This is a genomic window from Vibrio sp. 14N.309.X.WAT.E.F5, from assembly GCF_030397615.1.
Classification (GTDB): domain Bacteria; phylum Pseudomonadota; class Gammaproteobacteria; order Enterobacterales; family Vibrionaceae; genus Vibrio; species Vibrio lentus.
Map to the genome: position 1 here is coordinate 372,451 of NZ_JAPNXR010000003.1, position 26,705 is coordinate 399,155.

The 26,705-nt window shown below is 42.9% G+C and carries 21 protein-coding genes; 10 read left to right on the forward strand and 11 right to left on the reverse strand.

What is annotated here, in order from left to right:
* Positions 1–222 precede the first annotated feature (222 nt).
* Together OW495_RS06075 and OW495_RS06080 are read left to right on the forward strand one after the other, a co-directional pair.
* On the forward strand, positions 223–1,668 hold the full coding sequence (locus OW495_RS06075) for a hypothetical protein (RefSeq protein WP_019820972.1): 1,446 nt from the start codon (positions 223–225) through the stop codon (positions 1,666–1,668).
* Between the two features lie 410 nt (positions 1,669–2,078).
* The gene (locus OW495_RS06080; protein WP_289885598.1) at positions 2,079–3,605 is read left to right on the forward strand and encodes a YopT-type cysteine protease domain-containing protein; all 1,527 of its coding nucleotides are present in this window, start codon (positions 2,079–2,081) and stop codon (positions 3,603–3,605) included.
* 163 nt (positions 3,606–3,768) lie between these two features.
* Here the strand turns inward: OW495_RS06080 and OW495_RS06085 are convergent, their stop codons facing one another.
* Positions 3,769–4,971, reverse strand: a complete 1,203-nt coding sequence (locus OW495_RS06085) for an SGNH/GDSL hydrolase family protein (protein WP_102513399.1) — start codon at positions 4,969–4,971, stop codon at positions 3,769–3,771.
* Between the two features lie 209 nt (positions 4,972–5,180).
* Complete coding sequence (locus OW495_RS06090; RefSeq protein WP_102513400.1) at positions 5,181–6,389, reverse strand: hypothetical protein; 1,209 nt, start codon at positions 6,387–6,389, stop codon at positions 5,181–5,183.
* A gap of 416 nt (positions 6,390–6,805) precedes the next feature.
* On the opposite strand from OW495_RS06090, the gene OW495_RS06095 reads away from it, so the two are divergent.
* The 3 genes from OW495_RS06095 (at position 6,806) to OW495_RS06105 (ending at position 9,444) form a co-directional block, all read left to right on the forward strand.
* Positions 6,806–7,621, forward strand: coding sequence for a GNAT family N-acetyltransferase (locus tag OW495_RS06095; RefSeq protein ID WP_289885600.1), 816 nt, complete (start codon positions 6,806–6,808; stop codon positions 7,619–7,621).
* 198 nt (positions 7,622–7,819) lie between these two features.
* Complete coding sequence (locus tag OW495_RS06100) at positions 7,820–8,659, forward strand: AraC family transcriptional regulator (protein ID WP_289885601.1); 840 nt, start codon at positions 7,820–7,822, stop codon at positions 8,657–8,659.
* 152 nt (positions 8,660–8,811) lie between these two features.
* Positions 8,812–9,444, forward strand: a complete 633-nt coding sequence (locus OW495_RS06105) for an acetyltransferase (protein ID WP_065105947.1) — start codon at positions 8,812–8,814, stop codon at positions 9,442–9,444.
* A gap of 195 nt (positions 9,445–9,639) precedes the next feature.
* On the opposite strand, the gene OW495_RS06110 is transcribed toward OW495_RS06105, so the two are convergent.
* Entirely contained in the window at positions 9,640–10,614 is a 975-nt protein-coding gene (locus OW495_RS06110; protein WP_102328029.1) for an arginine deiminase-related protein, read from the reverse strand.
* 611 nt (positions 10,615–11,225) lie between these two features.
* Between OW495_RS06110 and OW495_RS06115 the strand changes: the two genes are divergently transcribed.
* Together OW495_RS06115 and OW495_RS06120 are read left to right on the forward strand one after the other, a co-directional pair.
* Positions 11,226–13,076 carry an ABC transporter ATP-binding protein gene (locus OW495_RS06115; RefSeq protein WP_102513401.1) on the forward strand — a complete coding sequence of 617 codons (1,851 nt, stop codon included), beginning with the start codon at positions 11,226–11,228 and terminating at the stop codon, positions 13,074–13,076.
* A gap of 298 nt (positions 13,077–13,374) precedes the next feature.
* Entirely contained in the window at positions 13,375–14,079 is a 705-nt protein-coding gene (locus tag OW495_RS06120) for a DUF445 family protein (RefSeq protein WP_017100472.1), read from the forward strand.
* 110 nt (positions 14,080–14,189) lie between these two features.
* On the opposite strand, the gene OW495_RS06125 is transcribed toward OW495_RS06120, so the two are convergent.
* On the reverse strand, positions 14,190–14,678 hold the full coding sequence (locus tag OW495_RS06125; RefSeq protein WP_017106073.1) for an Lrp/AsnC family transcriptional regulator: 489 nt from the start codon (positions 14,676–14,678) through the stop codon (positions 14,190–14,192).
* 279 nt (positions 14,679–14,957) lie between these two features.
* On the opposite strand from OW495_RS06125, the gene OW495_RS06130 reads away from it, so the two are divergent.
* A complete protein-coding gene (locus OW495_RS06130) occupies positions 14,958–15,128 on the forward strand; it encodes a hypothetical protein (RefSeq protein ID WP_017106072.1) in 171 nt (56 codons plus the stop codon).
* Between the two features lie 62 nt (positions 15,129–15,190).
* Here OW495_RS06130 and OW495_RS06135 read toward each other — a convergent pair whose 3' ends face one another.
* From OW495_RS06135 to OW495_RS06145, 3 genes are all read right to left on the reverse strand, one after another.
* Positions 15,191–15,415, reverse strand: coding sequence for a hypothetical protein (locus OW495_RS06135; protein ID WP_029225820.1), 225 nt, complete (start codon positions 15,413–15,415; stop codon positions 15,191–15,193).
* Positions 15,416–15,741: 326 nt separating this feature from the next.
* Positions 15,742–16,596, reverse strand: coding sequence for a nuclear transport factor 2 family protein (locus tag OW495_RS06140; RefSeq protein WP_102513402.1), 855 nt, complete (start codon positions 16,594–16,596; stop codon positions 15,742–15,744).
* Positions 16,597–16,762: 166 nt separating this feature from the next.
* Complete coding sequence (locus OW495_RS06145; RefSeq protein WP_102513449.1) at positions 16,763–17,650, reverse strand: helix-turn-helix transcriptional regulator; 888 nt, start codon at positions 17,648–17,650, stop codon at positions 16,763–16,765.
* A gap of 216 nt (positions 17,651–17,866) precedes the next feature.
* Here OW495_RS06145 and OW495_RS06150 point away from each other — a divergent pair, with 216 nt between their 5' ends.
* Positions 17,867–18,388 carry a MerR family transcriptional regulator gene (locus OW495_RS06150; RefSeq protein WP_102513403.1) on the forward strand — a complete coding sequence of 174 codons (522 nt, stop codon included), beginning with the start codon at positions 17,867–17,869 and terminating at the stop codon, positions 18,386–18,388.
* 70 nt (positions 18,389–18,458) lie between these two features.
* Here OW495_RS06150 and putP read toward each other — a convergent pair whose 3' ends face one another.
* From putP to OW495_RS06170, 4 genes are all read right to left on the reverse strand, one after another.
* Positions 18,459–19,985, reverse strand: a complete 1,527-nt coding sequence (gene putP / locus OW495_RS06155) for a sodium/proline symporter PutP (RefSeq protein WP_017111250.1) — start codon at positions 19,983–19,985, stop codon at positions 18,459–18,461.
* 166 nt (positions 19,986–20,151) lie between these two features.
* A complete protein-coding gene (locus OW495_RS06160; protein ID WP_019823311.1) occupies positions 20,152–20,856 on the reverse strand; it encodes a 1-pyrroline-5-carboxylate dehydrogenase in 705 nt (234 codons plus the stop codon).
* A gap of 11 nt (positions 20,857–20,867) precedes the next feature.
* On the reverse strand, positions 20,868–24,005 hold the full coding sequence (gene putA, locus OW495_RS06165) for a bifunctional proline dehydrogenase/L-glutamate gamma-semialdehyde dehydrogenase PutA (protein ID WP_102513404.1): 3,138 nt from the start codon (positions 24,003–24,005) through the stop codon (positions 20,868–20,870).
* A gap of 181 nt (positions 24,006–24,186) precedes the next feature.
* Entirely contained in the window at positions 24,187–25,011 is an 825-nt protein-coding gene (locus tag OW495_RS06170; RefSeq protein ID WP_017106066.1) for an AraC family transcriptional regulator, read from the reverse strand.
* Between the two features lie 494 nt (positions 25,012–25,505).
* On the opposite strand from OW495_RS06170, the gene OW495_RS06175 reads away from it, so the two are divergent.
* Positions 25,506–26,609 (forward strand): PEGA domain-containing protein, encoded by a 1,104-nt coding sequence (locus OW495_RS06175; RefSeq protein WP_065105994.1) that lies wholly within the window; start codon positions 25,506–25,508, stop codon positions 26,607–26,609.
* Positions 26,610–26,705 lie beyond the last annotated feature (96 nt).

A 26,705-nucleotide genomic window follows, 5' to 3' on the forward strand; every position in this document is an offset into this window, starting at 1 on the left:
CCCCCTCCTCTCTACAGCTAAGCATCCAAAACCCTGAACGCACTGGCAAAAACATGAAAACAAAAAAACTCATGATTTATTAACGATATAAAAAACATCATAAAAAATTCAATTCATACTTTAATATTAATTTTCACGTAATTAGTAACCTATTATCACTGGAGAACTGGGAATACTTGCCTTAACGTAGTTATACTTAAATTTCTACTTGAAGGTCTAACCATGCTAAACGTTCAACGAACCAATACAAACGTATCTGAATTTAAAAATACAGATACCAATCGAGTACTAAGCTCTGCTAAAGGGATTTCCCTTTCAGATGCAAAGAAGCAAGTTCTAACAAGTGCAAAAATGTTTGAGGCGGGAGTTAGTATGAATATACTGAATCAACCTTCTTCTGCCGGAACTCAAATTGATAACCATGCGAAGAGTTTGTCCGATGTTTTAAAAAAAATATCTAGCGACGGAACGAACCATACCGTTGTGTTCAACAACAAAGAAATGCCCCTTACCGAGTTGTTTGAAAAGCAATTTTCTCCTATGAGCAGTAACTCCGACCAAATTGGTCGCCAACCAAAAGAGTCTAAAGAGCCGCTGAAAAATTGGCTAATCCGCGAATTGAATATCCCTACAGGTGAAAAAAATCACGCCAGCATGCTTACCAAGATAAAAGCCATAAGTACATTTGGCACCACTGTTTGGCAGTTACTAAATCCACCGGAAGGCAATGATCATAAAGACTTTAGCAAAAATCAGAGAAAAAATTCCGACGCTCTCAGTTCAATCCTAGGTAAAGATGTATTCCCTTTATTCAAAGAGTTTTCTCAAAAAACGAGAACAAAAGTATTTGATGACTCGTTAACTCGAGCCAGATCGGAACGTATGCCAATGATAAGAGATGAAAACGGCGTATTAAAAGCTGTGGATGGAAAGTACGAAGATGCCGCAAAGTATGGCTTGGGGTTCGGCCAAGTCGTTCAAAAAGTAAACGATGAAAACTCTTTAGAGCAACATAAGCTGTTAGACGCACTCAACGGCAACAAGAATATAAATGGTATCCCGCGTGAGAACGCTCCTATACAAGACTTAACCAGACCATACATGATGTCTGAAAGCGAGATGGCATCAATGCCACAAAGCTATAAAAATCTGGGACTTAGTGATGGTATGACGCGTCATAAACTCCATCATGGTACGGGAATCAACCGCTGGCAGCCATATGGTATGCATGCACTTGAAAGCTCTTATAAAGGTAAACCATATGCAGGTGCACAATCAGGTGGGACCTGTGACATACTATTAGCAGCTACCATATTGTCCGGCGAATCCATGTACGGAAAAACAGACAAAGTAATGCCACTTACTCTTGGAGCTGCGGCATTCATGAATTATGGTGGATACCATACATTCAATGAAGTAGTACCAATTGGTGAGGCAATGAGTCACGGAAAACCCTTTGTACCTTCGAACAAAAGCGCTCTCCAAAAGTCAGATTTATACGACCGCGTCCAAGCCCATACAAAGAAACACCTTAAGCCGATGACCTTCAACGTGATCTCATCTTACAAAAACGTTCATAACGACATCGTCGACCAACTTAAGCAAGAACATAAATCACTATCTTTAGATATCAATGACTTAAGCGATACTATTTATTACACTAAATAGAACAACACTCAATAACAATAACATGTCTTAATCATGGTCATGTTATTGTTTTCAAACTTACTAACTACATTAGAGCATAGCTGTAATTAAACACTTGAAAACCTTCCCATATAAGTTCATTCCCCGTTACTACAATTTGACACAACCTTGTTCAACCATACCTCCCAATGACCACGCTTATTCTCCCAAAAAATCAAATAATCATTTAACTCCTCAAAAGAACAATTACTCAAATTTTATCAAAGAAAGTCACATACATAAGTGGTATTTATATTTCAAGCATATTAAGCCACATAGCGATTCACGCAGGAACTTAATGAGACATCCTGTTACTAGAGTCGAAAGCCTTTCGACTCTAAGCATTAATGAATTCGAAGACTATCACTTACTCACTCTATAACGAGGTAACAATGAGGCCGCAAAGAAATTACAGTTCAATCGAACATATTAAAAGATCCCTAGGTCAAGTCAAAGATGAAAATAAAGAGGTAAGAGTTAAAAACGGAACCGCATATGTTAAGGAAAAAAAAGCTTTCTTTTCATTTCCAATATCTCGCGTAAGGCACACTAAGAATTGTAAGAAACTACTGATATGCACTCTAAAGCAACGTCATAACATAAAAGAGGAAAGTGCCAAAATCTTGCTAGAAACTATTCTAGCTGGCCGAGATACAATCACGGTAAAAGATATAAACAATCTAGACGAATATATTAAGACATCAAGTATGACAGGCTTATTTGAAAGCCAGAAAAACCAACTGAAGAACGAGCGAATCGAATTAAACTCTTGGGGCACTGTTGATTTAGTAACAAGTGAATTCGAAAAAAAGAGCTTCATGGCATTAATGTTAGCTAAGTATCCATTAACACAATCCAACTTTAGTGTTCAGGTTAGTGAATCTATTGGCGACAAGAAGCTATGGACAAAAGAAGACAAAACCAGAATAGAGCATTCGATCAGCCGTTTCGTAAACATGTCAAAACTTGATAGCGATCGTAATAATCAGCTTAAGACAGAGCTAAAGGGGTTATCCTATGCTCGTGACTCTTCATTAAACAAAGCAAACGAGAGACAAAAAAGTGCTCTTGTTAACTTCTTCACTAAAATTGGACTCACAGACTCAAGTCAAGTACCTACACTGAAGTCATTACAAGAAGCTAAACAAAGAAGAAAGGAAAAACACCCCCCAAATAGCGCTCAGTCGAAGAGTACTAAGAAACATGCACCAAAGGTTCACAGTAATGATGCTGCAACCCCTAAGAAAACTAACTTTACTAAGGCTCTAAACAAACTAGTAGGTTTGGCTGAGCAAGAGAAAAGAGAAACTCAACCAGCCAAATTAGAAGAACTGCAAGCACTGTTCATCACCGGAGTACATTCTGCTTCAGGAGCATCAATGTTGAAAAAAAGTCATGGTGCCACAAGTGTAACGGCATGGACTCAAGATGGACTTCTCAAGAACAAGACACTCAACAAAGACGGGCTCTGCTATGGATTAGCCGCTAAATGGGGAAAGGATACGGCAAACAATACGCACTTCTTTGAAAGCATGAGATCGATAGAAGGCTTTGAAGAAGCATCAGCTTTGTTTGACGGCCAGTTTGGCGGTGAAAAGGAGATCATTGAGCGATTCAACCTCGTTGGTATTGAAACTGATGGTATTGAAAAGCAACGATTGGGTTTTGGTCAAGGAAATCTACAGTTACATATTCTAAGACAAAATTTAGCCGAAAGTGGCCAAAGAAGTGGTCATGCGGTAGCAACCTATTCGAGTGTCGAACTAGGTAAGGAACAGTATGCCTTCTATGACCCAAATATTGGAGAGGTAACCTTTAGTAGCCAAGAACAACTGGAAGGTTTCACTAGAGACGCTATTAATATTCTTTATGATGACCTTCCAGCGCAATTCACTATAAACTGCAACGTTCCAACATAACTTGATGTTCAGTTAAGCTTTATTTTCTAATTCATATTCAAATATAAAAGACTCTAATAAAGGTATGCCTAAAAGCAGTCGCAATTTGTTTAGGCGTACCTTGTCCGGTGAGCTTCGATGATTATTATCCACTAAATCTCATACTTCGACTTGAAAAAATTATCTATTCACTAGGGTTCATTTTGCTCGTTCGGCCAAACTGCGAAACAATAAAGTCACACATCCGTGATGCCAACATCTGATGTACTTCCTGACTAGGATGCACCTCATCATGAAAGACATGACGATGTGCCGAGTCAAATGGCTGACTATTACCTTTAAGACCAAACACACGAGGTAAATCAATGTAACCAGCTTGCTCCTCAGTAGTTGTATCGTATCCAACTTGATTAGCCATATCGACTAATTCATAAAGCTGCCCACTAAAATCAAAAAAGCCTATTTTAACACCATCACCGGAAAACCGTTCTTGCAGCTCTTTCAACTTACTTTTTAAAAACTGGTTATGTTGATTAGAAAGACCTGACATCTTAGCCCTATCCCTGTCGCACTCTTTATGTGCATGTGCTGTTATTGATAAATCTGGAATGCCAGTGACTAGAATATATTTGACTCCTTTGGATACCACCATTTTAATAATTTCTTTTTCATAGCAGTTAACAACCTTCTCTACATCCGTTTTATCAAATGTCATATAATCATTGGCACTTAGTGCTAGTACCACCATATCTCCTTTCTGAAAACCTTCTTTTTTTTCATGTTTATGGATTTGTCGTTTCATGTTGGAAATTAACCAAAACGTTGGGTTCAATTTTGAGTACTTAGCAGTAACAGCCCCACCTTCCGCATAGTTAAGCAATTTAAAGTTGTCACGTGCTTCCTCACTTTTCATGTACTTCTTCAAATAGGCTCCTGAAGAAATAAAATCAGCCCAAACAAAACCGTTGGTAAATCGACCTTTGTAATACTGTCTAGATGACAACATAACTCCGAGAGTCTTAGACTTCATTCGCCCCTCTGAATCCGACAAGCTGTCACCAATCACGACCAATCGTTTAATATGATCGAGCGCCTGGCTCGAATGACTAGTCAGCTGTGCGTTAGTCACTTCTTTATTTCGAATGGCCAGTTCGAAGAGCAGATCTTTATGTTCAGCTCCATCGGTTGAATCAAACCCTAATTCAGTACCATCAATAACATGTTCAACTTTTTCATTAAGCACCAAGACCGGAGTTTTTAGATTATCATAACTTGATAGCTGCGAGACTTTAGCAACTCTTATCTTTTCCTCCTTTACCTTCCTCTCAGACAATTTTTTATTATATTCTATAGACACTAACTGTCGGCCTAAAATTAAACTCTTCATATTTCATGTATTAGTAAAGAATGGATTGAGCTGCCATTTTTCAACCTAAGACTAAAAATATCATGAGGTATTTCCTGAAATATTCTGGTCTCAGTTTTTTTAATTTAACTTCAGATAGAATCACTTTGTACGAAAGCGTTCAAGAAAAAGGAAATATCAATAACATGAAGCCCCAGTCGAAAAACTGAGGCTCTGGAGTGGTCGTTTAATCAGCGGTATACCGTGTGATTCACGTCTTTTACAGGTATAGGTCTAGCTTCCTTCAATTTAAAGTAAGTAGTCTCACCTCTCTTTACCACACTTCGAACTACGAATTGGCTACCAGGTTTATAGTTTCTCTCATTCTCTCCGGTATCACCGGCTCCAATGTTAAATGGAGTTCCCTCGATAATATATACAGCCGGTTGTTGACCTCTATTAGCAGTGTCGGAGTCTGAATGGTATTTTCTTGATGCGTATTTATTAGCCATTTTTTCGTTTGTATCGCATGACATGATGAAACCAATTTGAAAACGGTCCCCTTGTTTTAATGCTCCAACTCCCTCTTGAGGTTTAAACATCGAGCCTCGATACTGTATCCCAAAAGTGTCTTTTTTCTGGCCATCAAACATAAACTCAACAGCTTCTTTTGCGCCATGATGCAGAGCTTTAACGGCGTTATCCAGGTCCTCTTTTGAAGACATAATAAACGGCGAGTCTTTGTGTGCACGGTTCCATTCAATACTCGCACCTTGGCGAATTGAAGCTGAAGATTCTGTCTTTAGTACACAGCCGTAGTCATGCCTAACTCTATTGTTTATTCCTTTCGCACCATGATTAGTACTGTAAATAGCAACTAGCCCATCGCGGGTGCTCTTTATTTTATCCTGGGTCGCTTTTTGTTTTCTCTCTAACTTGGATATTTGATTATCAACTTCATTAATGAGTCGTTTTATTTTTTCACGCTCCACCCTAGAATCATTTACACTAGAATTAAGTGCAGAAATAGTATTCTCACGTAGTTGTATATAATCATTAAGTTTAGACGAGTCTATCGCTTTAGGTTCCTTTGGATTCGCGCCAGAAAACACGGGGTTGATCACAGCTCTTGCCGCCGCAACTTCTTTCTTATGCCGCCCTACGTGAAGGTTTCCAAAGCACTTTAGTTTACTATGACTTTCTCCCCTAAACTCCCACTGACCTTTTTTAACCTCTTTAAGTCGTACAGTCCCCTCGAAGTTTTTTATGTCGGAAGCTACCGCATAAGGCCTTGAAACATAATTTTTCTTTAGGTGGATAGCACTCTTTAAGTCTTGCTCAACTGATCGAATATTTTGATTGAGCGAAGTAAGAGGTTGTTTTGCGCTGTTTAGGTCTTGTATTGTCTTTGCCAAATCAGCTTTTAGTGTCGTTAATTGATGACTTGTCTTGGTGAGCATAGTTTAAAACTCCTGCTTCTCATAACTGATAAATAATGCGTATTTAAACCATGTTAGACAGAATCAAACCTAAGTCGGTAATGAAAACTTTTGAATAATTTGGGGATATTTTTCCATTATAAATCGGAGTCAACGTGCTGAGTTTTCTTGATTACCCTGATTATTATGCAATTTTTGTTTAGCGCAAAATAAAGGCCAGCATAAAGTCATTCAGAAGTTGAGCGAGTTCTACTCAACAAAGAGTGAAGAGAATACAGAAGTATTTTAGCTCCACGCACCCAGATTCAAAAACTCGTTGCAAATTAATGTATAAAAAGGACTCTTTTCTATCTAATCTAAAACTGTCGTTTTTGTTCAATACCTATCTCAGTTACTCGCCTACACTTGCTGTCATTGAAACAACAGGAATGAACGCGATGTTAGACATCAAAAAAATCTCATCACTTAGCGACTTAAGTGAACTAAAAACGGCTTATTTTTCTGATTCAACCGCCCCACTCGATGGCATGTGGCACTTCGGCTTTGTACCAATGTCTGACCATTTTGGTTTTTACGAAAACAGCAAGCTTGTCGGTTACTGCGTGTTGAATGGTGAAGGCTACTTGCTTCAGTTTTTCCTAACAGCAACAGCCAACGCGAACATTGCCGACTTGTTCACCTTGATCATCGAAAACAACAGCTCTGTGATTGGTGAGGTGAAAGGCGCATTCGTGAGCACAGCAGAGCCGCAGTATCTGTCACTATGCTTGGACAATACCGAGTCCTTCAAGGTCAACGCTCTGATGTTCCGCCAGCGTCCAACAGCCGTCGCAAAGAACATTGAAAATGTCGAGATGACTCTCGCGACGGAAGAGCAACTCGATCAGCTAGTCGAATTTGCTTCATCAGCGATCGGCGCGCCTAAAGAGTGGCTCACAGGTTACTACGGTAATTTGATTGCCCGCCAAGAACTATGGGGCTACTGGAAAAGCAACAGTATTCTTGCTACGGGAGAGTGTCGTAAATTCGATGAACACCAAACGCAGTTTGCTGACTTGGGTATGATTGTCGCTCAAGCAGAACGTGGAAAAGGCTTAGCAACACGCGTGCTGAACTTTCTAACACAACACGCCACCAGCCAAGGTTTGGAAGCGATGTGTTCTACAGAAAGCAGCAACATCGGTGCGCAGAAAGCGATAATCCGTGCTGGGTTATCATCTAAGAACCGAATCCTACAGTTCGATTTTAGTTAGGATTCTACTTTAACGACTTACTCGCTGCCCGAGTGAAGCCAGCATAAATAAAGCCTATAACTGTGACTCTATACATCCAACGGTTATGGGCTTTATTGTTTGTGGTTAGTCATTACGCGCTCAGCAAAGAGAAAACTATCTTCCCCAACGATAGACACATATAGTTATATGTAACGTTAACCCCAAATAGAATACCGAATGATCAATTGGTTACAGTCTCCAAAATCCCCTGAAGTTGCTCAGTTCATTGACTGCTACTGGCTGATTGAAAAAACGCCCGACGCTCAAACTCATCAATTTCCGATACTCAATCCCGATCCATCGGCACACTTGATTTTATCACCAGATGAACAAGCGTATCACTACACGATCGAGCAACAAGTCGACCAAGGCGCTGGCTGTCATCTGCTGCTACCACACCATAAAGCGATTGAACTGGATCACTCGAAACCGTTTATTCATTTGGGTATCAAGTTCCATGTTGGTGCCTTGTACTCGTTAAATATCCCAGACTGCCCACACCCCAGCCTAGACTCTGTTAACCCTATCGATCTCGCCAATTTGTTAGGCAATCCAAAAGCCGAAGCAATGTCGTTGATCCAGCTTGCCCAAACCGACTTTGAAGCTTGTTGTCAGCGGTTGGATAATTTGCTGCTGCCTTGGCTATCGACAGGTAAAACAGACAGACACAGCGAACTCACCCGCAAGGTGTTAGAAGTGCTTGGTACAACACCAATTGCAGAGCTCGGCGACAAACTGTTTTGCTCGCAACGCACATTAGAAAGAAGCTTCAACAAGGTGACAGGACTAACGTTGAAACAGTGCCAGTCGATGAACAAACTCGAGGCGATGCTCGAATACCTTTATAAACGAAATTTTGATGACATTGATTGGATAGACGTTGCCTACCAGTTTGGATTTAGCGACCAGCCACACCTAATTCGCTACCTTAAGAAAACCATAGGGCTAACACCGAATACCTATGCCAAACAAGGTGGGCTAACCATTGATGTGTATGGAGGAGTGAGATCGGAGTAACCCACTATTTATCCAGCAAGCACATTCTTTCTATAACGAGCGCTCTGTCTATAACATACGCCTCTGTTTATTGTGTCCCATTAGCCGCAAGTTTTATTGAGTTTAGATTTATGACTAAATATACTGGGGACACCATCAGACGGAGGACAAAAATGAACAATAAAAACAAACATATAGTTTTAATTCATGGTCTATATATGCCTTCGTTGATCATGCAATATCTGGATAGAAATTTCAAAAAACGCGGCTTTACAACGCACAAGTTTGCTTACAACTCGCTGCGTTTCCCTTCGGCCGCTAAACGCCTCAATCGCTTTATTAATGCACGCTTTGATGAATACGATGAAGTCTACTTCTTTGGTCACTCACTGGGTGGTTTGCTCATTCGTCACTACTTTAAGTTTTACCAACCCGACTTTGCAGACACCTGCATTATTACCGCTGGCACGCCGCACAATGGCGCGACTATCGCTAAAACACTGTCGAATCACGGTCTTGGCTTTATATTTGGTTCGAGCAAAATGATCTTAAGTGATGGATTAGGTGACTACGATATTGATGTGCCAATTGGCGTGATTACGGGCACCTACGACGCTGGTGTCGGGCGTATTGTTCTGGGAAGAAACCCAGGGGATGGTACTGTCACACTCGAAGACGCCAACCTGCGAGGCGCGACAGATACCTGCGCCCTCAAGCTCAATCACACCGCGCTTGTATACTCTAAGGAAGTAGTCGCACTCTCAACTCAGTTCATCGAACACAGGGCTTTCAAGAGCGCTTCATAGCTTTTTTCAGTAGCTGTTTTTCGTTAACTTTTGTACGTTAACTCCTTTATCTAGCTCTGGCTCACTTATTGCTGTCTTCTTACTTCTGCTAAACCGATACAAAGACAGGCCAATACAAAAATACCACTCTGCGATGAGAGTGGTATTCATAGATTCATGACTGAAGTCAGTCGCTTGTTATACTTTCTATACTTGCTACAGGAGATTAACTCGCGTTGGCAAGAACACCTCACCCAACATGCATCGCACCGAACCACCGCCGATGTCTTCGATCGTTTTCACGTTAAACGGTAGTAGCTTTCCATGCGTCGAAAGCTGAGCTAATTGCGCTGGAGAAAAAGCATCGTAAGCCGATTGAGACATCGCGATTACCTTATCGCCATTCACTGTTTCCAGTTGCAGAATATTGCCACAGAATCGGTTCATCTGATCGATTGAGATCGAGATAACCTGCTTGTCTTTAGCAAGCGACTTCACCACAAAGCGGCGCTCAAACTCTGGGATCACTTCATCACAGATCACGCAGAAGTTATCACCAATCGCCATCATCACATTGGTGTGGTAAATCGGCTGACCCGACGGTAATGCTGTTTGGAACGAAACCACGCGTGAATAACCAATACGCTTCGCATAGTCTTCTAACACTTCACGATCACAACGCTGAGAAAGCGCCGCATAAATCGTCTTATTAATATGATCGATAACCATCACGCCCGTGCTCTCTAAATAAGAACCTTGAGCAACGTACGACTCCATAGACTCACTATGGTTAACAATACGACCTGACGCCTCTAGCGCTTCAATAAGGGCATGTGGCTTAACTTCATGCTGACGGTTTTCACAGGCCATAGGGAAAGTGAATAAACTGCCATCACCACAAGTACTGAACCAGTTGTTTGGGAATACGGCATCGGGCGTTTCTACGCCTAATTCGGGATAATCAAACTCTACAACTTGCACACCTTCTTTACGTAACGAAGCGACCATAGTCTTAAACTCAGTCATCGTTTCTAACTTAACCTCAGCTTCGGTCAGATTGACTCTGTTTTGAAACTCGTTATCACGTGCAGTTTCTTCGTTAAATTTAAATTCTTTTGGCGGCACCATAACAACGCAATTGGCGTTTTGAACATTAGTAATGTGAAGTGATTTTTTGTGTAGGTTTAACATCTCAACCGTCCCTATCTTTTATTTACCTCAGAATTGTAAACAAGTTGTTACGACAATATTCACTGAAAATAATAATGATTTGAATATTTATCCCAAACAATTACTGCAAAACTCAGTTTATTCGGTAATTTTTACTGCAAGATAACAGCACATCAGAAAGAACCAACGGTTTGCATATCAGTTTAAGAACTTGCTGAATAAATATCCGAAACTCATTCTCTAGCTTGCCGCGAGTTTAGGTTACAATTTAATCCATTTAACGTTAGGATTATCATCGTTGCATAACCATCAATTACGTTTGAAATAAGCTTAACTTTTCCTGTCTACTTCAATCTAAAATAAGCGTCATGAAAGACACTCTTTAGACCTTTCCTTCGTCGCTTAAACAAAGCATTTAACGTTAGAACCAAGTGATTAAAGCTAAGTGCTTAAATCAAGTACTTAGATAAGAGCTAGAAAAAATCCATCGAATGACTTGATGCTTATAAGAACGCATTGGCACTTATATAATTTCAAATTAAGACTGAAAAATTCAAATCAAGACTATAAAAACAAAGCTGCACATCAAGAGGCTCTAGCTCAAAGATGCAGTAGCTTATAAAGGGAAAACTATGTACAAGAAATTTGAAGGCTTTACTGAAGCCTTTCCAAAAGGAGAGCCGATACAACCTCCTACTGGAATACTGGCATTCTGCCGCCATTACACACGAGGTTTTGAAAAGCCGTTGATCTTGCTCGGCTTGATGAGCATGACCATCGCGATCATCGAAGTCGCACTATTCGGTTACATGGGACAACTGGTTGACTGGCTATCAACAAGCAACCCAGACACCTTTTTGGCAGACAACCAATCCACCCTGATGGGGCTTGGTATCCTGTTACTGGTCGTGATGCCAATCTTGATCAGCGTTTATTCGCTATTGCTTCACCAAACTTTGCTGGGCAACTATCCAATGTCGATTCGTTGGTTAGCGCACCGCTACCTTTTGAAGCAAAGCTTATCGTTTTATCAAGATGACTTTGCCGGGCGTGTTGCCACCAAAGTCATGCAAACATCGCTCGCGGTACGTGAAACCGTGACCAAAATGGTCGATGTATTTGTTTATGTGACGGTTTACTTTACAGCAATGCTGTTCATGCTCGCTGAATCGGATTGGCGCTTAATGGCTCCAATGTTGATTTGGTTGTTCATTTACGTCGGCATTCAACTGCACTTCGTACCAAAGCTGAAAGACGTGTCTTCAGAACAAGCAGATGCACGCTCACTGATGACAGGACGCATCGTTGATAGCTACACCAACATCGCGACGGTCAAACTATTCTCACACAGTAAAAGAGAAACCGAATACGCAGAAGAAGGCATGGAAGGCTTCCTTGATACTGTGCACCGCCAAATGCGATTGGTAACTGGCTTCAACATCTGCGTTGAATTTGCGAACTACTTGTTGGTATTCAGCATTGCCGGTATCTCTATCTACCTATGGTTAGATAACGCAATCACGGTCGGTGCGATTGCCATTGCAGTCAGCTTGGCTCTGCGTATTAACGGCATGTCGAAATGGATCATGTGGGAAATCGGCGGTTTGTTTGAAAACCTAGGTACTGTAATTGATGGCATTAAAACACTGTCTAAGCCCATCGCTATCGAAGACAAAAAAGATGCGAAACCTTTAGATGTTCCACAAGGCGGCATCAACTTCGATAACGTGAGTTTCAACTACGGTGAGAATAAGGGTGTGATTAACAACCTTAACCTCAACATTAAACCGGGTGAAAAGGTGGGCTTGGTTGGCCGTTCAGGGGCAGGTAAATCGACATTAGTTAACTTGCTCTTGCGCTTCCACGATGTAGAAAATGGTCGAATTTTGATTGATGGCCAAGAAATCTCATCGGTTACACAGGACTCACTGCGCAGCAATATCGGCATGGTGACTCAAGATACCTCACTGCTGCACCGTTCGATCAAAGACAACATTCTTTACGGTCGTCCTGACGCATCAGATGAAGAAGTGTATGCCGCAACCAAACAGGCACATGCTCATGAGTTTATCGAAACGCTAACCGACCCGTTTGGCAACATTGGTTACGATGCTCAAGTGGGTGAGCGAGGCGTTAAGCTTTCGGGTGGTCAACGTCAACGTGTGGCTATCTCGCGCGTACTTCTGAAGAATGCGCCGCTGTTGGTGCTAGACGAAGCCACATCAGCGCTCGATTCAGAGGTTGAAGCTGCGATTCAAGAGAGTTTGATCGAGTTGATGGAAGGCAAGACAGTGATTGCGATTGCACACCGTCTATCGACCATTGCCGCAATGGACCGTTTGATCGTACTCGACCAAGGCAATATCGTTGAAGAAGGCACGCACCAAGAGCTTATTAGTCAATACGGTATCTACGCTCAACTGTGGAATCACCAAACCGGCGGTTTCATCGCTGACGACCTTGAACACAAAACGAGTGCTTAATTTATGTGCTATTTTAAAAGTGCGGCGTAATTCACACCAAAATGTTAAATACTGGTAAATTACACGTGGCAGAATGTTATGTCGTAATTATATAATAGCGATAACAGATCAAGACGCTTCGCTTGCGCGTTCTGGAATAAGGCTAGACTTCGGGGGGAGGCTAGCCTTTTTTATACCTGTTGATCTTCGCCCCTTTCTCATCTGTTTTCCTCTGTCCCATAAACTTCATCGATCCTTTTGTTTTTTTCTTGGCGTTTTTTTCTTAAAATGCGCGCAGTATTCTTTCTAGAGATCAACCATGAACAAAAGTGTCTTAACTAACGTTATTGCGTTAGCACTGCTTGCTGGCGGCTATGCGACAGCAAACCAATACTTGCTTTATGCAGGCCTATTCGCCTTTTCTGGTGCCATCACCAACTGGCTTGCGATTCACATGTTGTTCGAAAAAGTACCCGGCTTATACGGTTCTGGTGTTATTCCAGCTCGTTTTGAAGAGTTCAAGGCCGCTATTAAGCAACTGATGATGGAACAGTTCTTTACTGAAAGTAACATCGACCGCTTCCTCAGCAGTGAGATGACTGGAAAATCGCTCAATCTAGAGCCCGTGATTAAGAAGATCGACTTTAACCCGGCATTCGATTCACTGGTTCATGTTATCGAAAACTCACAGTTTGGCGGCATGTTGGCGATGGTTGGTGGCACAGAAGCCCTACAGCCGATGAAAGCGCCATTTGTAGAGAAGATGCAAGAGTCTGTGATTGAAATCAGCAAGAGTGATTCGGTAAAAAATGCCATCAAGGATGAACTTGAATCACCTGCAATGATGGATGAAATCAAAGAGAACATTGAAGCGATCATCGATCAGCGTTTGAATGAACTAACACCAAAACTCGTGAAAGAGATGGTTCAGACCATGATCAAGAAGCACCTTGGTTGGTTAGTGGTTTGGGGCGGTGTATTCGGTGGTGTGATTGGCTTAATCTCTGCGGCAATTACGCTGTAAACCGGAAAAGTTTATCGGATTGCTCTTTATCTGATATTCAACAAAAAATGGAAGCTTATTGGCTTCCATTTTTTATATCTAAATAACCTTGGTAAAACAAAAGCAGGCCGCTATTTTAGGGTTGCTAAAAGCTCAGGATTCACACCAAAGCCCTTTTTGTGCTCTTCGATCACCACTTCGCTGCGAGTCTGGATCACACCCGGCAGTGTACCCAGCTTGGTTGCCATAAACGCTTGGTATGCCTTCATGTCTTTCACTCGAACCTTGATCATGGTGTCAAAGTCACCCGAGAGGGAATAACACTCCTCCACTTCAGGCATCAACTCAACCGCTTGTGCAAACTTATCAAAAATAGAGAAGCTCGTTTGGTCGAGTCGAATATGAATAAAGACTTGAACATCGAGCCCCAACTTCTCTGAACACAACTCAGCATGATAGCCCGTGATATAGCCATCTTTTTCCAATCGTTTGAGCCTATCGGAACATGGGGAAGTGGTTAAGTTGACTTGTTTTGCCAACTCCACAACCGGCAAACGCCCTTTCATATGCAGAATTCTTAGTATCTCTTTATCGATACGATCGAGTTGATGCTGAGACATAACATTCCTTAAACATTCTAAATTCGGCTCAGTATATTCCATAGTGATCAAAATGGAGCAAAACCCCGCTCACACATTTAAAAAACTAAATACACCCTCAGCATTCATGGAGAATATAAATCAACACAAACTGATAACAACCCTTATAAATCATCTTCTGGTCATTAACAAATTATTATAAAAATGACCTCAATAACAAATAAGTTGAGCCAGAAACGAAAGAAAGGATATAGGCCAAAGTGAATAATATAATTATCAAAGAGAAAGGATAACTCTATTATGAAAACGCAGGAACTGGCATATAAGCCTTATGGCATTGGCTCATGGACACACGTAACCGTATCAAAAGACGTCGCTCAAGCACTCGCAAGTGAGTACTCCAACTACGGATGGGACGTGAAAATTGATGGCAACTCCATTGAAGCAGAGCTAGCGTTACAAGCCGCATAAAAATCAAAAAAACCTCCAAAGCGGAGGTTTTTTATTCTAAATGAGTAAGTACTTACTATTGGCTAAGCTAAGCCAACTTGTGGGACGATACTTCCAGATTCGCAACGGCAATTACACGTTCGGCAAAAATGTTGTGTTTCCATATCGTAGTACTGGTTGCCACTAAAAAGCTTAGATGTCCATTGCAACATGCGGCCAGAAGTCGTCTCAGGCTCTGATTCACAACGTTTCATTATAGACTTATGTAGTGTTGTTTTTTTACATCCTTTGCAATAGAGATCAGGCATACCTTTGTCCTATAGGTCTTTAGTGGTTACTGACAATTGACACATCATGTCCAATTCGGTTCCACAATTCACCGAGCTAATAACAAAAGTGGGCGCTAAGTTCAAAAAATAGCCATTTTTCTCTTCCATTTTTTGACATCAAACGTCATCAATCTCGCACGATTTTTCTTTATTTCCCTCCATCAATCGGTTTCGATTTACATTGTAAAACCCCTTAAGGGCAGTACCTAGCCCGAATCTGCTGTCAAATTCACACATGAAAAATCAGCACTTCCATTGTGAAAGCACCGCTTATTGAGATAATTTTGAGTTCAATTTACTGCTAACTAAAAACCAAATTTACCGTTATCATTTTTCCACTCAGAGCGTTCTGGAATGGCTTCGATGGTGTCCCAGTGCTCAACGATCTTGCCATTATCAATACGGAATAGATCATAAAAAGCGACGTGTTGATTCATAAACTGCCCTTCATTAATCGCAAGCACAAAGTTACCTTGGCCTAAGATTTTGTGGTTAGCGGTATAAACCATTGGCATTCCTGCTTCTGCTAGCGCGCCCAATGCCTCACCCAACCCGCTCAAACCGTCGGCTACACCTGGGTTGTGCTGTAAGTAAGCACTGTCTTCGTTATCGATATACTGATTAATCTTCGACATATCACCAGCAATCAGAATATCTTTTACAAAACCACTGACCAGCTGCTTATTTTCTTCCGTCTTATCTAGATCTACAACTTTAGTCGAACCATCAAATTGAGTTCGTCCACTGGCATTTGGCTTAGCCAATTCTTGTAGGTTGTCCCAGTGTTCAACAATCAAACCATCTTCAAACCGAAAGACATCAAAACCCGCTTTCGGCCCAAAGAAGTTGTACTCGGTATGAATGACGACGTAGTCACCATCTTGAAATGAGCGCTTAACTTGCGCTTTCGCTGTGCCTTCTGGAAGCATTTTCAGCACTTCACAAAATCCCGCTAAGCCATCGCCGACCGCAAGATTATGCTGCATGTATTTGTCTGGATTGATGTAGCTCGCGGCTTTAGGGTCGCCAGTTTCAATGCTTGAAATCACAGCAACACCTTTCTCTTGAATAGAAAGCTCTTGAGCAGCCGCAGTGGTTGCGAAGGTAGAAGCGCTAAGTACGCTTGCCGCTAGTAATGTCGATTTAGTTATTGTTTTCATTTTTAAGTCCTCTCGTTGGCTTGGAAGTTATAGTAATCAACGAGGGGGACTCTCGGCAGAGTGTATTTAGGCGTAAAAATGGTAGATATCGAACCTTACGCCATTAACTATTCACCATTAGCCATTAGCCATTAGCCATTAGCCATTAGCCATTAGCCATTAGCCATTATGACAGGGATGGCTTGGCGTACTTCTTTTGGAATTCACTCGGCGTCATTGAGGTGTGATTTTTAAAGTACTTTACGAAGTTACTCGCATCATCAAAACCAAAGTCACTCGCCATCTTTTGTGAAGTGATGCTAGTGACCACCAGCTGGCGTTTCATCTCTAACACGGTAAATGAATCGATGATCTGTTTTGCGGTTAAACCCGTCGCGACCTTGCAGATTTGGTTTAAGGTTTTGTAAGTGGTATTGATTTGATTAGCGTACCAATTGGCATCGCGTACACGCAGGTAATGACTTTCAAGCAGCTCAAAATAACGAGCGAACTTAATACTCTGTTGAGGGTTCAGTTGGTCTTGCTTAACTTCGGGGCGCAAACGGTGCAGCACTAAAGCCAATGCCGAAAACAGGTACATCACTATTAAGGGATCCGTATTTTGATCGCTAAGCTCTACTCGTATTTGACTGAGCAAGTTGAGAGTACGATCACAATGCGTTTCATCGAGCGCGAGGAGTGCTGAATGCGCTTTATTTAAGTGGGTTGGCGTATAATTTGGAAGCCGCATATTAGCATGGACATTGTCCAAAAATGCCTGCGTAAATAGAACAGCAGTGCCTTGTGGCTGGTTGCTGAAATCAAACGCGTGTACTTGTTCTCGTTGTACAAACAACACGCTTCCTCGGCGAAAAAGATAGTCCTCAAAGTCGACCATATGAGTCCCTGAGCCTTGTTCAATAAAGATAATCATGAAAAAGCTAACACGATGAGGCTGTTGCGGATCATGGTTGATTGTGTGATCAGAATAAAGCCTAGAGAGCGGGATCAGCTCTAGCTCAGCTTGCGCCGTTTTTTCATGATTAAAGCCGATATTGGGGATCACTTGAGGCACTTCCATCTTCCTTCCATTGACTGCGTCACCATAAGTCGCTGTAATGTATCCGAACGAAAACTGAAATATCACAGACCTAGAAGTATGATTTAAGCATTGCGAGTTCACGGCTTTGGTAAGGTTGCTAACGATACACTTCAATAAGGCGTAATTAGAATATGCGACTCTCTGATGTTTTTACTTCTCAACTTCTTCTGGATCATAAAGAGGCAGCCAATGCTCACTGTTACTCAACTAGCCAAAGCCTATAACATCTCACGCACCACCATTCTTTATTACGAACGTGCAGGGTTGTTACTACCTAGCTGTCGTTCAGACAATGGCTACCGTTGGTATGGTGAAAAGGAACAGACTCGCTTAGAAAGCATTATCTCTTACCGCTCCTTTGGATTATCCATCCAAGAAATTACCGCGCTACTTGATCGCAAAGACGACGTGAAACAAGAGCAAACCTTAGTGAACCAGTTCAATGCTCTAGAGAAAGAGATTCAGAATCTTCGCCAACAGCAAAAGGCCATTGTCATGTTATTAGAACAACCTGAATTGCTTGAGCAGAAATCGCTGACTAAGGATCGCTGGGTTAAAGTGATGGAGAATGCTGGATTCAGCGAAGAGGACATGAAGAACTGGCACAAACAGTTTGAGAAGATGGAACCGAGTGCTCACCAAGAGTTCTTGGAGTCATTAAATATCGATCAAAAAGAAGTCAAAAGCATTAGGGACTGGTCAAAAAAATAGAGCCACCGAAGTGACTCTATTATTTGTTGCAATTGCTTTTGCTAATTCATCTGTATTTTTACAATGTAAATTAGTCTAGCTCAACGAGGTTCTTCTCGAACTCAGCATGTTGCTTCTTAACTTCATCTTCTGGCTCGCCAGTAATCAAGCTAACTACAACGATAGAGATAGTCGATAGGATGATTCCCGGTACAATTTCGTAAACATCGAACCAACCGCCCGTGAACTGCTTCCAAAGTACAATCGTAACACCACCAACCACGATACCCGCTAGAGCACCGTTACGGTTCATACGAGACCAATACAGGCTCAATACGATAGCTGGACCAAACGCAGCACCAAAACCAGCCCATGCGTAAGATACAAGGCCTAGTACTGAACTGTCTGGCGTCATCGCTAGAACAAGTGCAATTAGAGAGATTAGGATAACCGCGAAACGGCCTACACGAACAATCTCTTCTGACGTTGCGTCTTTCTTCAGAACTTGCTTGTACAGATCTTCTGCCATTGCAGATGAAGAAACAAGAAGTTGTGAATCCGCAGTACTCATGATTGCCGCTAGGATTGCAGCAAGTAGGATACCTGCGATTACTGGGTGGAACATCGCGTTAACAAGAAGCATGAAGATCTTCTCGCCATCGTCTAGCTTAGGTGCGCCAGAGTTAGTCACGTAAATTAGACCAACAAGACCCACTAGCATTGCACCAACCATAGACAGTGCAGTCCAGATAACCGCAATGCGGCGTGCTGTCACAAGATCTTTGTTTGAACGAGTTGCTTTGAAACGAGCCAAGATGTGTGGTTGACCGAAGTAACCCAAACCCCATGCCGCTAGCGAGATGATCGCAATAGCAGAAAGCGGCTCACCCTTCGCATCATTCCATAGCGTAAGTAGCTCTGGGTTGATGTTGTGCAGATCGCTAGACAACTGACCTAGGCCACCGTTCATTGCTGCGATTGGTACAATCAATAGCGCAGCAGACATTAGCAAGCCTTGAACTAAGTCAGTCCAAGATACCGCAAGGAAGCCACCAAATAGGGTGTACGAAACCACACATACCGTACCGATAATTACCGCAGTTGTGTAATCTAGGCCGAATACCGTTTCAAACAATTTACCACCTGCTACCAAGCCTGAACTTGTGTAGAAAAGGAAGAATAAAAGGATAAAGAAAGCAGAAATTGTTTGGATCAGCTTAGAATTATCATTGAAACGACGAGATAGGAACTCAGGCAGCGTCAGTGATTCAGTCGTAATGCTGTAAGTACGTAGACGTTTTGCACTGATTAACCAGTTTGCCCAAGTACCAACAAGTAGACCACCAGCAAGCCAAAATGCTTCAAAGCCAGCAGCGTAAGCGTAACCAGGCAGGCCAAGTAGCAACCAACCACTCATGTCTGATGCACCAGCAGAAAGTGCAGCAGGCCATGGGCCTAACGAACGACCACCTAGGAAGTAGTCAGTTGAGTTAGATGTACGTTTGTAAGCAATAACACCGATCGCTAGCATCATAATTAGATACGCAATGAACGTCGTCGTTATTGCAAAACTGTTTTCTATCATTTGATAGTCCTCATTTTGTAGAAAGCCTTCCATGCCTAATTCAATGCAAGGCACTCACCGTAAAGGCAAGCAAGTGCATTGAGTTAGGTATTCAGGCTCCAAAGCACTATCAGTTAAATCCAAAGATGGAGAAAACCCAACAATGGAAAAAACCAACATTGGAAAAACCAAAAGTGCTTAGAGCCAATTTTACTGAAGGTTAGTGAGCTTCGCTTCCAAGTTCGAGCAAGGTCGCGTTACCGCCCACGGCTGTTATATTTATAGTTCGCGTACGCTCGGTAATGAAGCGCAGCGATAGGTGTGGATCATTGGCAACATTCATTGTCGCCAGATCCGTTTCAGCTACTAAACCGACGATTGCACCGTCACGCTTAGCAAGCTGTAAATTGATAGCTTGTGCCGTTTGCGAGTTACCTACGTAACCCACGCTACGTACATCGCAAGACAACAACTGTTGAGCAGCGTCATACGAGGCAACTTGCACCAAGTTGGTTGGCAAGTTCGCCGACTTAGCTGCGTCTGCAACTAAGGTATTGAACTGCACATCATCACTGCACAATTGAACGCTGTTACCTGCCAATAGCGCAGCAGTAATCAAAGCCATTGCAGTTTGTAGCGCTGGCACTTTCTCTTCGCAATCATCAACAATCACCAAAGCCACACCGCGACCAGCGGCATACAACTCATTGGTTTCGCCCGTAGGACCTGCCATTAGGTGATGTTCAGAAAGCAGCGCAGACGCTTGCTCTAGATGATAAGTCGCTACCGTCGCCAAAGGCGCAGATTGGCTTTCGATCTCTGATTTAAGCGCAAGTACCTGAGCACTCTTGTAATCAAAGTCGGTAAGATTCCATTGTTCCCACGCTAGCAAAGCATCAGAAAAACCTGTCACTTGATGAACCATGATAATGCTCCTTATGCCTTGTCTTGTGATTGAGAGAAATGAACATCAGTAAAGCGGTATAGGTAGTGAGGACCACCCGCTTTAGGGCCAGTACCTGACAAGCCTTGACCACCAAATGGTTGAACGCCAACAACGGCGCCCACTTGGTCACGGTTGATGTAGCAGTTACCCACACGAACGTGTTTTTCGATCCAACGGTAAGTTGTCTCGTTACGGCTGTGGATACCCATGGTTAGGCCAAAACCGGTTTGGTTGATTTGGTCTACCACTTGCGCTAGCTCACTCGCTTTAAAGCGAACAATGTGTAGCACTGGGCCAAACTGTTCTTCTTTCAAGCAGCTGATGTCATCAATTTCAAAAGCACTTGGTGGAACAAAATCACCATGTTCACAATCCGTACCTAGAGAAAGTTGAGCCACCTTCTTCTGGGTATTGGTCATATTTTCTAAGTGCGCCATTAGCTTCTGTTTCGCGTTTTGGTCGATAACAGGGCCAACATCGGTTTTATGAAGGTGTGGAATGCCAACACTCAGCTCGTCCATTGCACCGTGAATCAATCCAACCACGCGGTCTGCAATGTCTTCTTGGATGTAAAGCACACGTAGTGCAGAACAACGCTGACCTGCTGAAGCGAATGCTGAACGAATCACATCACGAACTACCTGTTCAGGCAGTGCAGTACTGTCGACGATCATCGCGTTTTGGCCACCTGTTTCCGCAATAAACGGAACTGGCTTAGCGTTACGAGTAGCTAATGACACATTGATACGCTGTGCCGTTGGCGTAGAACCAGTAAAGGCAACGCCCGCAATCGCATCATGGCTTGTTAGTGCACTGCCGATCTCAGCACCGCGACCCGGTAGTAACTGAATGGTGCCAGCAGGGAAGCCCGCTTCATTCATCAGTTCAACCGCGCGAGCTGCAATCAAGCTTGTTTGCTCGGCAGGCTTCGCCACAACCGTGTTACCCGCCACTAGTGCTGCAGTAATTTGGCCAAGGAAGATCGCTAGAGGGAAGTTCCAAGGGCTGATACAAACGAACACACCACGACCTTGTCGTGAAGCGATTCGTGTTTGGCCATCAAAACCTTTTAGTTCGAAACCTTGTAGGTTGTCAGCTTGTTTAGCGTAGTAACGACAGAAGTCGACCGCTTCACGCACTTCATCAACGCTGTCGTGAATTGTCTTACCCGCTTCTTGGTGACAAATTGCCACCAGCTCAGCGAGGTTGTCTTCCATCAGGTCAGCCAACTTATCAAGCGCAGCCGCTTTGGTTTCAACCGAAGTTGCGTTCCAATCAGCGAATACTGCGTCTGCGCCAGTGATCGCTGCGGAAACATGATCAAGGTTAGCGAAAGCCACCTGACCTACATTAATACGACGATCATAAGGTGCCGTCACTTGCTCAACGTTCTGATCAGCCTTGATCATGCTTTCGGCAAGAGATTCACCGTTGATCACAGGGCCCGCAGTCCATTGATTGTTTAAGAAGCCTTTTACTTGCTCTTCAAACTGATGCGCTTCACTTTCGATATCGATGTTCACACCGTACGAGTTTTTACGCTCTGGGAATACCGCTGGTGGCAATGGAATCTTAGTGTTGTGCAATGTATCGAACGCCAGAAGCATATCGACAGGATGTTGAGTCAGCTCAGCCACAGGGCAACGCGCATCAACTAGACGGTGGACAAACGAGCTGTTTGCACCGTTTTCTAGCAAGCGACGTACTAGGTATGGCAGTAGATCTTTATGGCTGCCAACCGGTGCGTAGATACGTACCGACTGTTGGTAAGCTTCCATCGCATGGTTGTACAGAGAATCACCCATGCCGTGTAAGCGTTGGAATTCAAAGTCTTTATGGTCGGTCATTACTGCAATTGCAGAAACCGTGTGAGCATTGTGGCTCGCAAACTGCGGGAAGATATTGCCACGAACGCTTGGGCTCAATAGGTAACGCGCACATGCAAGGTAAGCTACGTCTGTCGCTTCTTTGCGTGTGTAAACTGGGTAATCAGTAAAGCCCGCTTGTTGTGACCATTTGATTTCGCTGTCCCAGTAAGCGCCTTTCACTAAGCGAAGCGGGATCAAATCACCCTGCTCTTTCGCTAAGCGGTTTAGCCATACTAGAACCGGTAGTGCACGCTTTGAGTAAGCTTGAATAACCAGACCAAATTTACCCCAACCTTTTACAAGATCAGTACGGTACAGTTTTTCGAATAATTTAAGAGAAAGCTCTAGGCGATCCGCTTCTTCAGCATCAATCGTAATCGCAACATCGAGCTCTACTGCTCGGCGCAATAACTGCTCTAGCGTGTCGCAAAGTTCAGTCAGAACGCGGTCTTCGTTCGCTACTTCGTAACGTGGATGAAGCGCAGAAAGCTTGATAGAAACAGACGGTGCTGGGCTAGATTTTGAAGAGACGTATGTGTCTCGACCTACGGCTTCAATCGCCATTAGGTAATCTTTGAAGTATTTGTTTGCGTCTGCAGTGGTCAGTGCCGCTTCACCTAACATGTCGTATGAGTAGGTAAAACCTTTGTCACGCATAGACTTACCGTTCTTCTGCGCTTCAGCAATGCTGCGACCAAGAACGAATTGGTGACCCATCACCTTCATCGCTTGGTGCATCGCTTTACGAATTACCGGCTCAGAAAGCTTGTTCACTAAACGGTTAACCGCTTGACCTGCACTCTGCTCTTTAGATGAAAGCCCAACCACCTTGCCTGTTAGCATTAGGCCCCAAGTTGATGCGTTAACAAAAACCGAGTCAGAATTCTTCAGGTGAGATTTCCAATCCGCAACGCTAAGTTTGTCGCGAATCAGCGCATCAGCGGTTGCCGAATCAGGAATACGCATCAAGGCTTCCGCCAGACACATTAGCAAGATGCCTTCTTGAGTATCTAAGCTGTATTCAAGCAACAAGGCGTCGATCATCTGAATAGATGTTTTATCCGCACGGATAGACTCAATCAACGACGTCGTTTTGTCTGTAATTTGCTGCTTTTCAGACTCAGAAGGGGTAGCTAGCGGCAGAAGTTGCTCTAGCCATTGGGTTTCATCCACCATATATAATGGTGAGATAAGCGTCCAAAGATCAGCAAGCGACTGCTCATTGAATTCTGGCTTTAACACATCAGTAGCTGTAAACATGCGTTTTCCTTAATCTCACACCCGAAAAGAGTTCGGGATCTCTACAATGGCTGCAGTGTATTTAGAGTATATAAGGATTACTTGTCAAAAACTCCGAGTTTTTTGCTAAAAACTCGCTTTATTAACAAAACAAACACAAGGTCACATATGAAACTTTAAAATAATATGCCGTTTTGTTTCACTATTTAACAGAAATTTTCTTTTTGTATTGGGATGGTGACATGCCTTGAAGGCGTGAAAAGGTGTGAGTAAAGGAAGATTGACCGGAGAAACCAGCCAGTTCAGCGACCTGACCAAGGCTTAGATTACCTTGTTCAATTAAACGACGAGAACGGTCGATACGCTTGCCAAGAACGTACTGATGAGGGGTAATGCCCATTTGCTCTTTGAATAACATATGGAACTGGCTTTCACCCAAGAACACACTGCCCGCAAGCTGCGCGACGGAGATCTTATTTGCTAAATGCTGTTCTATATAGCGATCTAACGCTTCAAGATCAAAGCGTGAATCTTTGATTGAGGTTTCAAATGCCGAGATGTGTCTTTGCATCAACGCAATCACCGTATCATTGCACGCACGGCTTAATAACAGATCATCAGGACTGGCCTGCATCTCTTGCACCAACATATGGATAAGCTTTTGAATTTGCGCATCTAATTGGAAGTAGACGTTCGATGATTCTAACTGGTTAATCTTCTCTAGCATCAGAGGGTCATCATCGGTTGGCATAGGCATGTTGAGCACGAGAATATCCGACTGACCAACCACTCCACCGAAAGCATGATCAGAGCGAGCCGTGACTACGCAACCTTGCCCTGGACCGACAAGATTACCTTTACCGCTCACTTCAAATTCCGCCTGACCTTTTAGCCCAATGACCACCTGAGAATAATGATGCTCGTGGCAATCCATATGCGATGGCAAAGTAATGATCTCCGCAGGACGAGGGCCAGTAAGGCCTAGCGGGGACAGGTCTAGGTTTGGAAAAGGTAACGGTTTTGGCATAACAGCAAAATATTCAGGTCGACATAGTAAGAATAATACTCTGAAATCTGCATAAGATGAATTTGTAAATGATCATGAGAGTCATTTCCTCACCTTTAGCAAAAGATCATTATCGCGATCGTCTTGATCATGCCTCCGGAAAGATGATCAAGAGTGTATAAACTACGGCCATTGTAAAACCAATCGTTCCGGTGAGTTTAGGGGCTTCACAAGCACTCATACAAGCAAGCACACCAACACGAAAAACCATGTCATCAATAAATACTTCAGCGCCCTAACATAATGAATAAATTTTCTTATATAGCTCAAATAATTGGCGATAAACCTGTAAAAAGTGTATCCGAAGTACCGAAACTTGGCTTTTGAGTAGATTGGATAGCAATAAAACGGTATAAAGACGGGTACTGTGTTAATTGCTAATAACTAGTGACTCACAACTAGGAAGTAGACACTTTATTAACGAGCCAATTTCAATCTACAAGTTGCAGGGACCTATGACTAACTTTCGAATTTCAGCGCTTTTACTTGCGCTATCCCCACTTTGGGTATCTGCATCGGTATCAGCTGAAGAACTGAATCAAGTCGATCCCGTTTCAGCTATCGATGCAAAGCTAACAGAGAAAAACTCAGATATTGAGCGTATTTCAGCAACCAAAGTATCGGCGACTGAAAACCTAAAACAACTACAAAACAAAAATAGTAAGTTGTTGCGCGAAGGTGAAGAACTTAAGGCAAAACGTAACAGAGCTAAGTCTGTACTCGACAAACAGTACAGTCGCTTACTTGAAGATCCAGAAACTGATTTGGTCTCTTTCCAGAAAAGCTACCAAGATGCTTGGGCGGCCGTTAAAGAGAATCAATCGTCTCAGTTAGATAACCAACAAGCGATGAACGAGGGTGAAATTCACCTTTCTCAAATCAAGCAAAAGCAAGCGCGTCTTAATAATGAGCTGGCTAACTTGAGAGAGTCAAAAGTTGAAGCTCGTGTTAAACGTATTGCAACAGAACTTCGTGAAAGTGCCGTTCTTGAAACCAGCTACACCACCACATGTGCATCAACAATGACACTCGGTGAATGTACATCTCAAGGTAAACACCTAACGAACCAAAAAGCCGTTCAAACGTTCAAGACCCAATTACTTGAGCAGCTCACAGAAAGCACACTAGCGAAGCAAAACTTGCAAGGTGTTCAACTGAACATCCATGTTCAAGACAGCCAAGCAATCAAGAGTGGTTTCTCTGGCAACAACGCATACTTCATGCAGATACAAGCTCAGCTTCAAGCGAAACCTGAAGCCATTGCCGCTTGTAACTTGTTGAACGTGTCTACTCGCTACTGTCTAACAGGCAGTCAAGCCGCTGTCGTTAAGAAAAATGACAAGCAGTGGGCAAATGTGACCGTTCGTTCTGATCAGTACAATGATTCAGTCACCATTAACGGCATCAAGTATGGCAGCACACCAATTGAGGTTGCACTACCAAGCGGACGTCACCAGGTGACCATTTCAAAGCAGGGTTACGAATCTTACAACCGCTCTGTAACCATCAATGGCAGCGATACCATCTGGGTTAAGCTTCTTCCTAGCAAAGAAAGCTAAGTCGGGTATAGAAATTAAATCCGATATAAACCGTTAAGCCCGATTGAAATAGCCGTGCCTGTTTCACAAAGCTGAATGAATACTCGCCATTTTGTT

What these genes read in the sequence shown, in the direction of transcription:
- OW495_RS06075 (WP_019820972.1), top strand. Translation starts at nt 223, where the DNA reads ATGCTAAACGTTCAACGAACCAATACAAACGTATCTGAATTTAAAAAT.
- OW495_RS06080 (WP_289885598.1), top strand. Translation starts at nt 2,079, where the DNA reads ATGAGGCCGCAAAGAAATTACAGTTCAATCGAACATATTAAAAGATCC.
- OW495_RS06085 (WP_102513399.1), bottom strand. Translation starts at nt 4,971, where the DNA reads ATGAAGAGTTTAATTTTAGGCCGACAGTTAGTGTCTATAGAATATAAT.
- OW495_RS06090 (WP_102513400.1), bottom strand. Translation starts at nt 6,389, where the DNA reads ATGCTCACCAAGACAAGTCATCAATTAACGACACTAAAAGCTGATTTG.
- OW495_RS06095 (WP_289885600.1), top strand. Translation starts at nt 6,806, where the DNA reads ATGTTAGACATCAAAAAAATCTCATCACTTAGCGACTTAAGTGAACTA.
- OW495_RS06100 (WP_289885601.1), top strand. Translation starts at nt 7,820, where the DNA reads ATGATCAATTGGTTACAGTCTCCAAAATCCCCTGAAGTTGCTCAGTTC.
- OW495_RS06105 (WP_065105947.1), top strand. Translation starts at nt 8,812, where the DNA reads ATGAACAATAAAAACAAACATATAGTTTTAATTCATGGTCTATATATG.
- OW495_RS06110 (WP_102328029.1), bottom strand. Translation starts at nt 10,614, where the DNA reads ATGTTAAACCTACACAAAAAATCACTTCACATTACTAATGTTCAAAAC.
- OW495_RS06115 (WP_102513401.1), top strand. Translation starts at nt 11,226, where the DNA reads ATGTACAAGAAATTTGAAGGCTTTACTGAAGCCTTTCCAAAAGGAGAG.
- OW495_RS06120 (WP_017100472.1), top strand. Translation starts at nt 13,375, where the DNA reads ATGAACAAAAGTGTCTTAACTAACGTTATTGCGTTAGCACTGCTTGCT.
- OW495_RS06125 (WP_017106073.1), bottom strand. Translation starts at nt 14,678, where the DNA reads ATGTCTCAGCATCAACTCGATCGTATCGATAAAGAGATACTAAGAATT.
- OW495_RS06130 (WP_017106072.1), top strand. Translation starts at nt 14,958, where the DNA reads ATGAAAACGCAGGAACTGGCATATAAGCCTTATGGCATTGGCTCATGG.
- OW495_RS06135 (WP_029225820.1), bottom strand. Translation starts at nt 15,415, where the DNA reads ATGCCTGATCTCTATTGCAAAGGATGTAAAAAAACAACACTACATAAG.
- OW495_RS06140 (WP_102513402.1), bottom strand. Translation starts at nt 16,596, where the DNA reads ATGAAAACAATAACTAAATCGACATTACTAGCGGCAAGCGTACTTAGC.
- OW495_RS06150 (WP_102513403.1), top strand. Translation starts at nt 17,867, where the DNA reads ATGCTCACTGTTACTCAACTAGCCAAAGCCTATAACATCTCACGCACC.
- putP (WP_017111250.1), bottom strand. Translation starts at nt 19,985, where the DNA reads ATGGAAGGCTTTCTACAAAATGAGGACTATCAAATGATAGAAAACAGT.
- OW495_RS06160 (WP_019823311.1), bottom strand. Translation starts at nt 20,856, where the DNA reads ATGGTTCATCAAGTGACAGGTTTTTCTGATGCTTTGCTAGCGTGGGAA.
- putA (WP_102513404.1), bottom strand. Translation starts at nt 24,005, where the DNA reads ATGTTTACAGCTACTGATGTGTTAAAGCCAGAATTCAATGAGCAGTCG.
- OW495_RS06170 (WP_017106066.1), bottom strand. Translation starts at nt 25,011, where the DNA reads ATGCCAAAACCGTTACCTTTTCCAAACCTAGACCTGTCCCCGCTAGGC.
- OW495_RS06175 (WP_065105994.1), top strand. Translation starts at nt 25,506, where the DNA reads ATGACTAACTTTCGAATTTCAGCGCTTTTACTTGCGCTATCCCCACTT.